The 13,790-nt window shown below is 64.8% G+C and carries 12 protein-coding genes and 1 riboswitch; of the genes, 9 read left to right on the top strand and 3 right to left on the bottom strand.

Annotation, left to right across the window (positions count from 1 at the left end; translation table 11 throughout):
• The first annotated feature begins 42 nt into the window (after positions 1–42).
• From AU465_RS26145 to AU465_RS26130, 4 genes are all read left to right on the top strand, one after another.
• Positions 43–1,008, top strand: coding sequence for a sugar-binding transcriptional regulator (locus AU465_RS26145; RefSeq protein ID WP_192254640.1), 966 nt, complete (start codon positions 43–45; stop codon positions 1,006–1,008).
• Between the two features lie 82 nt (positions 1,009–1,090).
• Positions 1,091–3,145 carry a bifunctional aldolase/short-chain dehydrogenase gene (locus AU465_RS26140; RefSeq protein WP_192254638.1) on the top strand — a complete coding sequence of 685 codons (2,055 nt, stop codon included), beginning with the start codon at positions 1,091–1,093 and terminating at the stop codon, positions 3,143–3,145.
• 206 nt (positions 3,146–3,351) lie between these two features.
• Positions 3,352–3,966, top strand: coding sequence for a hypothetical protein (locus AU465_RS26135; RefSeq protein ID WP_192254636.1), 615 nt, complete (start codon positions 3,352–3,354; stop codon positions 3,964–3,966).
• Between the two features lie 30 nt (positions 3,967–3,996).
• Positions 3,997–5,067, top strand: a complete 1,071-nt coding sequence (locus AU465_RS26130) for a D-alanine--D-alanine ligase family protein (RefSeq protein WP_210325249.1) — start codon at positions 3,997–3,999, stop codon at positions 5,065–5,067.
• 63 nt (positions 5,068–5,130) lie between these two features.
• Here AU465_RS26130 and AU465_RS26125 read toward each other — a convergent pair whose 3' ends face one another.
• The 3 genes from AU465_RS26125 to AU465_RS26115 form a co-directional block, all read right to left on the bottom strand.
• The gene (locus tag AU465_RS26125; RefSeq protein WP_192254634.1) at positions 5,131–6,183 is read right to left on the bottom strand and encodes a substrate-binding domain-containing protein; all 1,053 of its coding nucleotides are present in this window, start codon (positions 6,181–6,183) and stop codon (positions 5,131–5,133) included.
• Positions 6,184–6,226: 43 nt separating this feature from the next.
• Positions 6,227–7,222: an ABC transporter permease gene (locus tag AU465_RS26120; protein WP_192254632.1), complete on the bottom strand. Its 996-nt coding sequence runs from the start codon at positions 7,220–7,222 to the stop codon at positions 6,227–6,229.
• A gap of 78 nt (positions 7,223–7,300) precedes the next feature.
• Positions 7,301–8,812, bottom strand: coding sequence for a sugar ABC transporter ATP-binding protein (locus AU465_RS26115; RefSeq protein WP_192254630.1), 1,512 nt, complete (start codon positions 8,810–8,812; stop codon positions 7,301–7,303).
• Positions 8,813–8,949: 137 nt separating this feature from the next.
• Between AU465_RS26115 and mtnK the strand changes: the two genes are divergently transcribed.
• The 5 genes from mtnK (at position 8,950) to AU465_RS26090 (ending at position 13,686) form a co-directional block, all read left to right on the top strand.
• Complete coding sequence (gene mtnK / locus AU465_RS26110) at positions 8,950–10,218, top strand: S-methyl-5-thioribose kinase (RefSeq protein ID WP_192254628.1); 1,269 nt, start codon at positions 8,950–8,952, stop codon at positions 10,216–10,218.
• Positions 10,215–11,309, top strand: coding sequence for an S-methyl-5-thioribose-1-phosphate isomerase (gene mtnA, locus AU465_RS26105; RefSeq protein ID WP_192254626.1), 1,095 nt, complete (start codon positions 10,215–10,217; stop codon positions 11,307–11,309). The genes mtnK and mtnA overlap by 4 nt, the downstream gene beginning before the upstream one ends.
• 104 nt (positions 11,310–11,413) lie before the next feature.
• Positions 11,414–11,558: riboswitch (FMN riboswitch) on the top strand.
• Positions 11,559–11,634: 76 nt separating this feature from the next.
• Positions 11,635–12,102 carry a 6,7-dimethyl-8-ribityllumazine synthase gene (locus AU465_RS26100; protein ID WP_192254624.1) on the top strand — a complete coding sequence of 156 codons (468 nt, stop codon included), beginning with the start codon at positions 11,635–11,637 and terminating at the stop codon, positions 12,100–12,102.
• Positions 12,103–12,262: 160 nt separating this feature from the next.
• Entirely contained in the window at positions 12,263–13,327 is a 1,065-nt protein-coding gene (fba, locus tag AU465_RS26095) for a class II fructose-bisphosphate aldolase (protein ID WP_059185845.1), read from the top strand.
• A 200-nt stretch (positions 13,328–13,527) separates the two neighbouring features.
• The gene (locus tag AU465_RS26090) at positions 13,528–13,686 is read left to right on the top strand and encodes a peptide ABC transporter permease (RefSeq protein WP_192254623.1); all 159 of its coding nucleotides are present in this window, start codon (positions 13,528–13,530) and stop codon (positions 13,684–13,686) included.
• Positions 13,687–13,790: the final 104 nt, after the last annotated feature.

Here is a 13,790-nt window from a genome sequence, read left to right as displayed (position 1 = left end):
CTTTTGTCGAGAGCCGTGACTAATGTCAGCCGAGGAGGCGGCATGGCGATCAGACCGGCAGAACAGCTCATCCATAAGGCCGCCTGGCTTTACTATGCGCATGGCCTTCGCCAGGACGAAGTGGCGAACCAGCTCAAGATTTCGCGCGCATCGGTCGCCATGTATCTGCGCAAGGCGCGCGAGACCGGCATCGTCAACATCTCGACGTCGACGCAGCTTTTCACCGACGACGTCATGGCGCGCCAGCTGGAGGATGCCTTCAAGCTCGACGCCGTCTGGATCGCGCCGGAAAACGCCTATGTGGCCGACGCCTCGACCGACATCGCGGTGCTGGCGGCAAGCGTCTTTCTGGAACTGGTGAAGAAGGGCGACCGCATCGGCGTCGCCTGGGGCCGCACCGTCTACACCATCGCCGACATCATGTCCTATGCCGACCTGCAGGACGTAACCGTGGTGCAGCTGTGCGGCAATCTCGGCGCGCCCTATTCCTACCGGCCCGACCAGTGCACGATGGAGATCGCCCGGCGGCTGAACGCCAAGGGCCTGAATTTCTACGCGCCCCTGGTGCTGTCGACGGAAGGGCTGGCACAAGGCTTGCGCGCCGAACCGGTGATCCGCGACCAGCTTGCCGGCATCGGGGACTGCGATCTCGCGCTCTATTCCGTCGGCGCGGTCGACGCCGACAGCCATCTGGTGAAATGCGGCGCGCTGTCGCCGGCTGAAATGTCGGCACTGCGTGGGCAAGGTGCGGCCGGCGTGATTGCCGGGCAGGTCATCGACGCCGATGGCGAGGTGCTCGACTGCGACTACAACCGACGCGTCATTTCCGCCGAACTCGCCTCGCTGCGCGCCATCGGGAAGCGGCTGATGGTGGTGCAGGAGGACAGCAAGTTCGAGCCGCTGCTGGCGGCAATCGCCGGCGGGCTGTGCACGCATTTGGTGATCGGCGCGCATATGGCCGGGCGTCTTCTCGATCACGCGGGCGCGGCCAGCAAAAAGGCCTCCTAAAAATTATCCTCGCCGCCTCTGTCATCAAGACGTCGCGGCTTCCTGTTCATGAGCAGCAAAAGACGAAATCGGACGGAACGACATGAAGAACCTTTGGAACGACGCCGACGCGGAAAAGATGGTGGCCGACTACGCGAAGAAGGGCGTCGGCCGCGACCTTGCGCTGCGCGTCTACACGACCCGCCTGCTCGGCAGCGAGCCGCGGCTGGTGCTGCATGGCGGCGGCAACACCTCCTGCAAGGCCAGGGCCACCGATCTGGTCGGCGACGAATGGGACGTGCTCTGCGTCAAGGGCAGCGGCTGGGATATGGCCGTCATCGAGCCGCAAGGCCTGCCGGCGGTGAAAATGGGCGCGCTGCTCAAGGCGCGCGCGCTGGACACGCTCTCGGACGAGGACATGGTGGCGCTGCAGCGCTCCAACCTCATCGACCCCGCCTCCCCCAACCCGTCGGTCGAAACCCTGCTGCATGCCTTCTTGCCGCACAAATTCGTCGACCACACGCATTCGACCGCAATTCTCGCGATCGTCGACCAGGAGGACAGCAAGGCGCTGGTGGCAAAGGTGTTCGGCAGCAAAATGGGCTATGTGCCCTATATCAAGCCCGGCTTCGACCTCGCCAAGGCCGCGGCGGACGTTTTTGACGCCGACCCGAGCTTCGAAGGCCTGATCCTCGACAAGCACGGCATCTTCACCTTCGGCGACGACGCCAGGCAGGCCTATGACCGGATGATCCACTATGTGAACGTCGCCGAGGACTATGTTGCCAGGAACGGCAAGCCGCAGGCGGCCAAGGCAGCGCTGCCGGCGAAGCTCGCCAGGCCGGCGGATATCGCGCCGACGCTGCGCGGCGCCGTCGCGGTGGCGCGCGGCGAAGGCCGCTTCGACCGCATGATCAGCGACTTCCGCACCTCGGACGCGATCGTCGATTTCATCAATTCGGCAAAGATCGCCGACCTGGCCGGCCAAGGCGTCTCGACGCCGGACCTGTCGATCCGCATCAAGACCGGGCCGATGGCTGTGCCGGCGCCCGATGCCGACAAGCTCGGCGACTACAAGGCCGTCATCCGCGGCCATGTCGAAGCCTTCGCCAAGGATTACCGCGCCTATTTCGAGACCAACGACGCGCTGGACAACGTCAAGCGCACCATGCTCGACCCGATGCCGCGGCTGACGCTGGTGCCCGGCCTCGGCATGTTCGGCCATGGCCGCACGCTGAAGGATGCAAAGATCGCTTCCGATGTCGGCGAGATGTGGATCGAGGCGGTGCGCGGCGCGGAAGCCATCGGCAGTTTCCAGCCGCTGTCCAAAGCAGATCTCTTCCCGCTCGAATACTGGTCGCTGGAGCAGGCAAAGCTCGCCTCGAACAAGCCGAAGCCGCTGACCGGCCAGGTGGTGCTGATCACCGGCGGCGCCGGCGCGATCGGCGCCGCGACGGCGAAGCTCTTCGCGGCCAATGGCGCGCATGCGGTCATCGTCGACCTCGACCCGGCCAAAGCCGCCGAGGCGGCGAAGGCAGCCGGCAACAACTCGATCGGCGTCGGCGCCGACATCACCAATCCGGCCGAGATGCGCGCCGCCTTCGACAAGGCAGTCGCCGTCTATGGCGGCGTCGACATCCTGGTCTCGAATGCCGGCGCCGCCTGGGAAGGCCGGATCGGCGAACTCGACGATGCCCTTCTGCGCAAAAGTTTCGAGCTCAACTTCTTCGCACACCAATCGGCGGCGCAGAACGCGGTGCGCATCATGCTCGAGCAGGGCACGGGCGGGGTGCTGCTGTTCAACACCTCCAAGCAGGCGGTCAATCCCGGACCGAAATTCGGCGCCTACGGCCTGCCCAAGGCGGCGACGCTCTTCCTGTCCAGGCAATACGCTCTCGACTACGGCGCGCAGGGCATCCGCTCCAACGCGGTCAACGCCGACCGCATCCGCTCCGGCCTTCTGACCGACGCCATGATCGCCAGCCGTTCCGGGGCGCGCGGCGTCTCGGAAAAGGAATACATGTCCGGCAACCTGCTCGGACAGGAAGTGACGGCCGACGACGTGGCGCAGGCCTTCCTGCACCAGGCGCTCGCCGAACGCACCACGGCGGACGTGACGACGGTGGACGGCGGCAACATCGCTGCGGCGCTGCGCTGACGAAGCAAGGGCATCCCGGAGCGGTTCGTCGTTTGATGAAAACGACGAACCGCTCGATCTCGTCTTGACGCAGTTCCGGACGGTTTCACACTTCTGCTGGAAAACTGCTCTAACTGGTCAAAATCCGCTCAAATCCTTCGCTTATTGCTCGAACAGCTTTAAGGGTGCCTTGCGCCTCGTATGCGAGATGCAAGGCTGGAGCCGGTATGCAATCCAGGGAAGTGCCTTATTTCAGCCAGTGGGAATCGCCCAGCATGACTTTGCCGCTCTTGGCGGAGGGACCATCGGTTCTGCATCGCGATCCGTTATGGCGCAATTCCGGCGCCGAGACGGTCGAGGACTATGCGCGCTGGGCCGTCAATGTCTGCGGCATGGCCTGCCTGAAAATGATCCTTGCCGCGCGTGGTGAAATCCATCCGACGCTCGAACTCGCCCGCGCATGCACCGCTTATGGCGGCTATGTCGTCAATGAAGGAGACGGTTCGATCAAGGGGCTGATCTACGAGCCCTTCGTCAGGTTCGTCCGCGAACGTTTCGGCCTCCCCGCCGAGACGATGACGAATGTCGATATGACGATGGTGCCCGGGCTTCTTTCCGGGTGGCGCTATTTCATCGCCTCCGTGCATCCCGGGATTCGTTGGCCCGAGCGCGAGCCGCCATCGAAGGGCGGGCATCTGGTGCTGGTGACGGCAGCCTCGCCCGGGGAAATCCGCTTCCACAACCCGTCCGGCCACGACCGGCAGAGCCAGGCGGACGTCACGCTGCCGCTGGCCAGTTTCGACCGCTTTTTTGCCCGGCGCGGCATCGCGGTCGGTTTCTAATCCTCCAACTTGACCATTCCGGAGATATCGATGGCCGAGAAAAGACTGCGTATTGGCGTGCTCTTCGGCGGACGCTCCGCCGAGCATGAGGTTTCGTTGCTTTCGGCGACCAATGTCATGCTCGCGCTTGATCCCGCGAAATACGATGCCGTTCCGATCTTCGTCACCCGCCAGGGGCAATGGCTGCTGAGCAGCTTCCAGGACGGCGCTTTGACGACACCTTCAAACGGCATGGAGATCTGTCTGGTGCCCGGCGGGCATGGACGAATGCTCGCAGTTCCGGTCGATGGACCGCCACACGAACTGCCCGGCATCGACATCCTGTTCCCCGTCCTGCACGGGCTGCATGGCGAGGATGGCGCCGCGCAGGGCCTGGCGGAAGTGGCGCGCGTGCCGCTTGCAGGCTGCAGCATCCTCGGTTCGGCCACAGCGCTCGACAAGGATATCGCCAAGCGCCTGCTGAAGGCGGCCGGGCTGCCCGTTGCACGGTCCATCACGATCCTGCCCGAGGCGGTGCCCGCCTTCGCGGAGATCGAGCAGGCGCTAGGGCTTCCGGTCTTCATCAAGCCGGCCCGCCAGGGCTCCTCCGTCGGCGTCAGCAAGGTCTCCGACGAAAAGGGTTACGAGACAGCGCTCGCCGAAGGGTTCAGGCACGACGGCAAGCTTCTGGCGGAGGAATTCATTCGCGGCCGCGAGATCGAATGCAGCGTGCTGGAGGACACGGAAGGAGGCCTCTTCGCGTCCCGCCCCGGCGAGATCGTGCCGGCCGAAAGCCACGGCTTCTACAGCTACGACGCCAAATACATCGACAAGGATGGAGCGGCACTTAAGGTGCCCGCCGAACTGCCCGAGAAGATCGAAGGCGATATCCGCGAGACGGCGGCGAAGGCGTTTCGCGCGCTCGGCTGCGACGGAATGGCCCGCGTCGACTTCTTCGTCAGGCCGGACATGACGTTCCTGATCAACGAGCTCAACACCATTCCAGGCTTCACCGACATCAGCATGTACGCCAAGGCGATGGCGGCGAGCGGCGTCAGCTATCCGGAGGTCATCGACCGGCTGGTGGCGCATGGCCTCGCCCGCGCCGCCCGATCGGCCTGAGCGACCGACGCAACAAAAAGAGCGGCCCGAGAGCCGCTCTTTCCTTTGGCGGATGGCCGAACGCTACTTGGCGTTCGGGTTCGGCATCCAGGCGGGCATGGCGACATCGGCATGGGCGAACTGCGGCAGCTTGGCCGACAGGTCCTCCATGTTCTTGATGTCCTTGTCGACGAGCTCCTTCTGGGTGATCAGCGTCGGCGGCACGATGACGTTGTGGCCGGGATCCTCGCCGGCGAGCAGCTGCGCCAGCGCGCGCACCGATACCTGGCCGACGACGGCCGGATTGGTGGCGGCGGTCGCCGCCCAGGCGCTGTCCGCCTCGCGCATCGCGGCGATGTCGGAGGTCGAGATGTCGGCCGAATAGATCTTGATCCCCTTGTTGAGGCCCGCCTCGTCGACGGCGATCTTCACGCCCTTGGCGAACTCGTCATAGGGCGCGAACATGACCTTGATGTCGGGATGCGCCTGCAGCACCGAGCGCGCCTGGTTGGCGACCGAGTTGGCGATCGGATTGTCGAGCGTGCCGAACTGCGCGACCTCGCTGATGCCCGAAAATTTCTTCTTCACGTCGACCCAGGTCTCGTTGCGGCGGTCGAGCGGCGCGATGCCGGCGACATAGACATAGCCGGCCTTCCAGCTCTCGCCATTGTCCTTGACCGCCTGCTCGAGGGCGAGGCGGGCGAGGTCTCGGTCGGACTGCTCGATCTGCGGGATCTTCGGGTTCTCGACATTGACGTCGAAGGCGACGACCTTGATGCCGGCGTCGACCGCGCGCTGGGCGGCGTCCTTCATCGATTCCGTCAGGCCGTGCTGGATGATGATGCCTTGCACGCCGAGCGCGATGGCCTGGTCGACCATGTCGGCCTGGAGGGCCGCGTCCTGGCGGCTGTCCAGCACCCGCAAATCGACGCCAAGCGCCTTGGCCTGCGCCTCGACGCCGGAGAGATAGGCCTGGAAGAAGTCACCTGTCGAAAGGTACCGAACCAGCGCGATCTTGACGCCCGGCTTGTCGAATGGCGCCGGACGGTCAGCTGCCAATGCCGACCCCTGCATCAGCAGCGCCGCGCCCGCGAGGCCGAGTGCGGCCTTCCCCAAAAGTCTTCTTGTGATGCTCACGTCGTTGTCCTCCGTTGTGTTCTCATCAATGCCCCGGTCGAAACTATCTCTTGCCCCTGCCGGAAAGGGCGAAGGTGAAGACAAGGGCGACGACGAGAACCGCGCCCTTGACGAAATCCTGCGTGTAGTAAGGGGCGTTCATCATCGTCAGGCCTTGCAGCAGGACGCCGACGAACACCGCGCCGACGGCGGTGCCGAAGGCGTTGGGCTTGGCGGCGCCGAGCACCGCGTAGCCGATGAGCGCCGCCGCTACTGCGTCGAGCAAGAGATTATTACCCGAGGCGATGTCGCCGCGTCCAAGCCGGGCGGCGAGCAAAATCCCGCCGATCGAGGCAAAAACTCCTGAAATGACGTAGGCCCAGATTTTGTATGCCTTGACAGGCGCACCGGCGAGTTCTGCGGCGCGTTCGTTGCTGCCGACGGCATACATCATGCGGCCGAAGCGGGTGTATTCGAGGAAGAACCAGATCAGCACGGCGAGCACGACCAGCACCACCACCGAGACCGGGATCAGGCTCGGGATGAAGAAGTCGATGCGGTGGCGGCCGAGCGCCAGGAAGGCCTCGCTGAACTTGCCGTTGGCGACCGAGCCGTCGGGCATGGTCATGCCGGTGGCGATCGAACGGCCCTCGGTCGGGATGCGCTGCAGGCCGAGCAGCAGGAACATCATGCCGAGCGTCGCCAGAAGATCGGGCACGCGCATATAGACGATCAGCCAGCCATTGATCAGGCCGACGACGACGCCGATGACCAGGCAGGCGATGACGGCGACGATGGCGTTCTGCTCCAGCACGACCATGGCATAGGACGCCGCCATCATGGCGCTGGTGGCGACCGAGCCGATCGAAAGGTCGAAGCCGCCGACGACGAGCGTTGCTGTGACGCCGAGCGCCAGCACGCCGGTGATGGCCACCGACTGGAAGATGAAGACCGCGCTTTGCGGCGAGACGAACCCGTCGGCGGCGACCGCGAAATAGGCGATCAGCCCGACCAGAAGGACGATGAAGCCATAGCGGATGGCATGGTCACGCAATGTCATCGAACGCTCCCGCGCTGTCGCCCTCTCCGCCAAACTGGAACTCATGCCTGCACTCCAAGTCTCGTCATCCGTGCGATCTCACGCCGCGCTGTGCAGCGGCCCGCCGGCCACTTCAGCCAGCAGCCGATCGAGATCGATGTCATCGTTCCTGTGCTCGCCGACGATCGTCTGCTCCGACATCACCAGGATGCGGTCGGCGGTCTCCAGCGCCTCGTCGATTTCGGTGACGAAGAGCAGTGTGGCGCGGCCGTCGGCACTTGCCCTCAGCTTGGCTGCGATGTCGCGCCTTGCCGAGATATCGACGCCCTGGAACGGCTCGTCGAGGATGAACAGGCGCGAGGCCTGCGACATCCAGCGCGCCACCATCACCTTCTGCTGGTTGCCGCCTGAGAGCGCCGACAGCTCATCTTTCTCGGAGCGGCAGACGATGCCGAACTCGTCGATCTGGCGGCGCGCGGCAGCGCGCTCGACACGCTTCTTCATGACGCCGAAGCCGGACATGCGCTTGAGGAACGGCAGGCTGATGTTGCGCTCGATGTTGAAGCCGCCAACGATGCCGCTCATCGCGCGGTCCTTGGCAACGAGGAAGACGCCGGCAGCGATCGCCTCGCGCGCCGATCCTGGCGCATAGGGCCGGCCGTCCATATGCATGGTGCCGGCCAGCGGCCTGCGCACGCCGAACAGCGTCTCGGCCAGCGCCGTCTTGCCGACGCCGACAAGACCGGTGACCGCCACCACCTCGCCGGCGCCGAGCGTCATCGAGATCGGCTTGGCGCCCTGCGCCAGTTGCAGGCTTTCGGCGGTGAAGACCACGCGCGCCGAGTTTCTGGCGACGACCCGGTCGAGATGGATCTTGCGGCCGAGCATGGCGTTGACGGCGCCCTCATAGTCGAGCGGCTTCCGGTCGAAGGTGCCGGAAATGATGCCGTCGCGCATGGAGACGATGCGGTCGGCAAGCCGCCTGATGTCGGACATGCGGTGCGAGATATAGAGGATGGCGACGCCCTGCCCGCGCAGCCGGTCGATCAGCGAAAACAGCCGGTCGGCCTCGGCGCTCGACAGCGACGAGGTCGGCTCGTCCAGGATCAGCACTTTCGGCTGGTGCGCCATGGCGCGGGCGATCGCCACCATCTGCCGGTCGGCGAGCGAGAGGTCGGCGACACGCGCCCTGAGGTCGATGGCAAGCCCCATACGATCGGCGACGGCCCAGGCTTCGGCGCGGACGTTGGCAGGCTTGAACAGCAACGATGCGCCCTTGCCGCTCAGCCGGTCCAGCGTCAGGTTGGTGGCGACATCGAGATCGGCCACCACGCCGTCATTGATGTTCTGGTGCACGGTGACGACGCCGGCGCGGATGGCTTCCGCCGGCGTGCTGGGATCGAAAGCCTGGCCGGCTAGCCGCATCGTGCCGGCACCGCGCTCGTAGACACCGCTGACGATCTTGACCAAGGTGGATTTGCCGGCGCCGTTGGCGCCCATCAGCACGGTGACCTCGCCCGCAAACAGATCGAGCGAGATGCCGCCAAGCACCTCGTTCTGGCCGAAGGATTTCCTCAGGCCTTCCACACGGAACACGGCATCTGCGCCCATTCGTTCCTCCCTGGTTCGTGACGCTATGGGCTCACTCGGCAATTGTCAACACGATTGACAATTGCCAGAGCGCTCCCTAGCTTGGCCACGCCGCCGTGGCTCCGCTATCGTTGGAGACCACACGCAGGAGGGTGAGGATGACCGGGAAGTTCGAAGCATTGTCGGTGGAGACGCTGCCGAAGCGCCTTGGCGAGACCACGGCGCTGAGCGAGCGTATCGGCAAGGACGCCAGCCGCTGGAAAGTCCGCGAGGTCGGCGACGGCAATTTGAACCTTGTCTTCATCGTCGAGGGCGACAAGGGCGCCGCGGTCGTCAAGCAGGCACTGCCTTATGTGCGGCTGGTCGGCGACAGCTGGCCGCTGCCGTTGAAGCGCTCGTTCTTCGAATATCACGCGCTGACCAGGCAAGAGCGCCGAGCGCCCGGCTCGGTGCCGGCGATCTATCATTTCGACGAGACCCAAGCGCTTATCGTCATGGAGTATCTGGCGCCGCCGCACATCATCCTGCGGCGCGCGCTGATCGACGGCCGCGAGCTGCCGAAGATCGCGCGCGACATCGGCCTGTTCATGGCCCGCACGCTGTTCCGCGGCTCGGACCTGTCGATGGTGACCAGAGAGCGCAAGGCTGATCTTGCTCTGTTTGCCGACAATGTCGAGCTCTGCGACATCACCGAGAACCTGGTGTTCTCCGACCCCTATTTCGACGCCGAAATGAACCGGCACACCAGCCCGCAGCTCGACGGCCTGGTGGCCGAATTGCGCGCCGACCGCGACCTAAAGGTCGAGGCGCAGCGGCTGAAGCACCTCTTCGCCGCCAATGCCGAGACGCTGCTGCATGGCGACCTGCATTCCGGCTCGATCATGGTGACCGACAGCGAGACCCGGATGATCGATCCGGAGTTCGCCTTCTACGGCCCGATCGCCTTCGACGTCGGAATGCTGCTTGCCAATTTCTGGATGGCCTTCTTCTCGCAGCGCGGCCACGAGGAGAAAGGCAGCCGGGACTCGATGCGTGCCTACCTGCTCAAGGTCACGGCCGAGACCTGGGCCGTCTTCCGCGCCGAGTTCTCGCATCTGTGGCGGACCGAACGCACCGGCATGCTCTACCAGAAGAGCCTGTTCGAGAATCAGGACGATCGGCTCGGCGCCGAACAGGCGCTCGACCACATGCTCTCCGGCATCTGGACCGACCTGCTCGGCTTCGCCGGCATCGAGGTGCACCGGCGCATCCTCGGCCTCGCCCACAATGCCGATTTCGAGACCATTGCCGATGCCGACCTGCGCGCCAGATGTGAGGCCAAGGCGTTGCGCTTCGGCAGGCATATCGCCGTCAACCGGCGTCAGATCCACGGTATCGACGAGGTCAACACCCTGGCCGCGCTGATCGAACAGGAGAATAGAATTTGAACGTCGGCGAACGCCACTACCGCACCATCTGGCTAAGTGACGACAAGCGTTCGGTCGAGATCATCGACCAGCGCTGGCTGCCGCACGAGTTCCGCGTCGAGAGGATCGGAACCGTCGCCGGCATCGCCACCGCGATCCGCGACATGTGGGTGCGCGGCGCGCCGTTGATCGGCGTCACCGCCGCCTATGGCGTCGCCATCCAGATGACCGACGATGCGTCGGACGAAGCGCTCGATGCGGTGTGGGAGACGCTGCACAAGACGCGGCCGACGGCGATCAACCTGCGCTGGGCGCTGGACGAGATGCGGCGGTTTCTTAAGCCACTCGCGCCGGGAGAGCGCGCCGAGGCGGCTTACCGGCGCGCCGCCGAGATTGCCGACGAGGATGTGGGGCTCAACCGCGCCATCGGCGAGAACGGGCTTGCCATCATCAGGCAAATCGCGGCGAAGAAGAAGCCGGGCGAGACCGTCAACATCCTCACCCATTGCAACGCCGGATGGCTGGCGACCGTCGACTACGGCACCGCCACGGCACCGATCTACCTGGCGACCGAGGCGGGCATTCCGGTCCATGTCTATGTCGACGAGACCAGGCCGCGCAACCAGGGCGCCCAGCTGACGGCCTGGGAGATGGCCGGCCACGGCGTGCCGCACACGCTGATCGTCGACAATGCCGGCGGCCACCTGATGCAGCACGGCGACATCGACATGGTGATCGTCGGCACAGACCGCACGACCGCCAATGGCGACGTCTGCAACAAGATCGGCACCTATCTCAAGGCGCTTGCCGCAGCCGACAATGACGTGCCCTTCTACGTCGCGCTCCCCTCGCCCACCATCGACTGGACCGTCGCCGACGGGCTTGCCGAGATCCCGATCGAGGAACGCTCCGGCGACGAGGTCTCACTGGTCTGGGGCAAGACGGCAGACGGCAAGGTCGCCCAGGTGCGCGTCTCGCCCGACGCGACGCCGGCGGCGAACCCGGCCTTCGACGTGACGCCAGCGCGGCTGGTCACCGGCCTGATCACCGAGCGCGGTGTGGCCAGGGCCTCGCGCGAGGGGCTGAAGGCGATGTTTCCCGAGCGGGGCTGACCCATTTCAGGCCGCAAGGCAGATCGGACGGATTATTGTTCCAGAGCCGCAGGCAAGCACGCTTGCTGTTGACAGCGCGCCGCCCGCTTCCCATACCTCCACCGTTAAGTTCTCAGGGCGGGGTGAAAGTCCCCACCGGCGGTAAGGGTCTCGACCCGAGCCCGCGAGCGCCTCCCGGAAACGGGAGGGTCAGCAGATCCGGTGTGATTCCGGAGCCGACGGTTACAGTCCGGATGGAAGAGAACGTACGCAAGGCGGCTCGCTCGCGGGGGCCGGATTTTGCGTCGTGCGTCCTGATTCTGGTTCGAAACGGAAGGAAGGACCCATGAATCAGCATTTCCCCAAAGACAAAGAAACCCGCCGTGTTGCCGTCATCCGGGCGCGTTGGCACGCCGATATCGTCGACCAGTGCGTGACGACCTTCGAGGCGGAACTTGCCGCGCTCGGCGGCTTCGCCGTCGAGACCTTCGATGTGCCGGGCGCCTATGAGATCCCGCTGCATGCCAAGACGCTCGCCGAAACCGGCCGCTATGCCGCCATCCTCGGCACCGCCTTCGTCGTCAATGGCGGCATTTACCGGCACGACTTCGTCGCAAGCGCCGTAATCGACGGCATGATGAATGTGCAGCTCGCGACCGGTGTGCCGGTGCTCTCGGCCGTACTGACGCCGCACAACTACCATGAGAGCGCCGAGCACCACCGCTTCTTCCACGAGCACTTTCGGGTGAAGGGCAAGGAGGCGGCGAAGGCCTGCGTCGAGATCCTTGCCGCGCGCGAGCGGATCGCTGCTTAGGCTCAACAGGGCCGGATTTCAGCCCTGCAACAAGAATTGCGGCCGAAAAGGCTGCAAAAGGTTGCGGTAACTGCGAAATCCGGCCAGAAGCAACGGGCCGCCCGACGCTGGGCGGCCCTTTTTTGAACACGGCTCGAAACCAGATACGGGAGACTATTGGGTGGCTCGCATCACACTGAGACAATTGCTCGACCATGCCGCCGAACACGGCTATGGCGTGCCTGCCTTCAACATGAACAATATGGAACAGGGCCTCGCCATCATGGAGGCGGCCGAGGAGACCAAGTCGCCGGTCATCCTGCAGGCGAGCCGCGGCGCGCGCGCCTATGCCAATGACGTGGTGCTGGCCAAGCTGATCGACGCGCTGGTCGAAATCCACCCCGACATCCCGGTCTGCATGCATCTCGACCACGGCAACAATGAAGCGACTTGCGTCACCGCGATCCAGTACGGCTTCACCTCGGTGATGATGGACGGCTCGCTGAAGGAGGACGGCAAATCGCCGGCAGACTACGCCTATAATTCCGGCATCACCCGGCGCGTCGTCGACATGGCGCATTGGGGCGGCGTCTCGGTGGAGGGCGAGATCGGCGTGCTCGGCTCGCTGGAAAGTGGCGGCGGCGAGCAGGAAGACGGACATGGCGTCGAAGGCGCGATCAGCCACGATCAGTTGCTCACCGACCCGGTGCAGGCCGAGCAGTTCGTGCGCGACACTCATGTCGATGCGCTGGCCGTCGCCATGGGAACCAGCCACGGCGCCTACAAGTTCTCGCGCAAGCCGGACGGCGCAGTGCTGGCGATGAACGTGATCGAGGAGATCCACCGCCGCCTGCCCAACATGCATCTCGTCATGCACGGCTCGTCCTCGGTGCCGGAGGAGTTGCAGGAGATCATCAACAAATATGGCGGCCAGATGAAGCCGACCTGGGGCGTGCCGGTGGAAGAGATCCAGCGCGGCATCAAGCACGGCGTGCGCAAGATCAACATCGACACCGACAACCGCATGGCGCTTACCGGCGCGATCCGCAAGGTGCTGACCGAGAACCCGTCGGAGTTCGATCCGCGCAAATATCTGACGCCGGCGATGGCCGCCATGAAGAAGCTCTGCAAGGAGCGCTTCGAGCAGTTCGGCACCGCCGGCAACGCGCCGAAGATCAAGCCGATCCCCTTGTCGGACATGGCCAAGCGCTACAAGTCGGGCAGCCTCGACCCGAAGTTCGGCTAGTTGTTTTGACGCAATTCGGACGGAAAACCGTTTCACACTTTTCCTGGAATTGCTCTAACCCGCCCTGCCCCGCGGCCGGCTGAAAACCCGGTCGCGGGAGCCTACCCGTCCGCCGGCGCGAATCCGGCGGAACCTTCACGCCGGCAAATCGGTTCCTGTCCTGACACCTCCCGTGCCCACCCGCAGGGAAGGAGCAGATCATGAGCGAGGATCGAGACAAGGAACGACCGGTCTTTTCCGGCCGGGACGCCAGGCAGGGCGAGATCATCCTGCACACGCGCGCTCAGCGCATTATCTTCATTGCCGGGCTGGTTGGCGCTGTCGTGCTGGCGCTGGTGCTCAGTCTCGCCATCCGCTGAACCGGGTACAACTGAGCGACGTCGGCCAGGAACCATCCGCAGCGGAGTTTAGTTGAACGTCCAACGCAATCGAGGACAAGGCACCGACCCTGCCCTGACCGAGG

Origin of the sequence: Mesorhizobium silamurunense (assembly GCF_014843905.1) — a bacterium.
GTDB lineage: Bacteria > Pseudomonadota > Alphaproteobacteria > Rhizobiales > Rhizobiaceae > Mesorhizobium > Mesorhizobium silamurunense.
This window is presented reverse-complemented; position numbering and strand designations above follow the sequence as displayed.

Coding starts and splice junctions, on each gene's coding strand:
- AU465_RS26145 (WP_192254640.1), top strand. CDS start 43: ATGGCGATCAGACCGGCAGAACAGCTCATCCATAAGGCCGCCTGGCTT.
- AU465_RS26140 (WP_192254638.1), top strand. CDS start 1,091: ATGAAGAACCTTTGGAACGACGCCGACGCGGAAAAGATGGTGGCCGAC.
- AU465_RS26135 (WP_192254636.1), top strand. CDS start 3,352: ATGCAATCCAGGGAAGTGCCTTATTTCAGCCAGTGGGAATCGCCCAGC.
- AU465_RS26130 (WP_210325249.1), top strand. CDS start 3,997: ATGGCCGAGAAAAGACTGCGTATTGGCGTGCTCTTCGGCGGACGCTCC.
- AU465_RS26120 (WP_192254632.1), bottom strand. CDS start 7,222: ATGACATTGCGTGACCATGCCATCCGCTATGGCTTCATCGTCCTTCTG.
- AU465_RS26115 (WP_192254630.1), bottom strand. CDS start 8,812: ATGGGCGCAGATGCCGTGTTCCGTGTGGAAGGCCTGAGGAAATCCTTC.
- mtnK (WP_192254628.1), top strand. CDS start 8,950: ATGACCGGGAAGTTCGAAGCATTGTCGGTGGAGACGCTGCCGAAGCGC.
- AU465_RS26100 (WP_192254624.1), top strand. CDS start 11,635: ATGAATCAGCATTTCCCCAAAGACAAAGAAACCCGCCGTGTTGCCGTC.
- AU465_RS26090 (WP_192254623.1), top strand. CDS start 13,528: ATGAGCGAGGATCGAGACAAGGAACGACCGGTCTTTTCCGGCCGGGAC.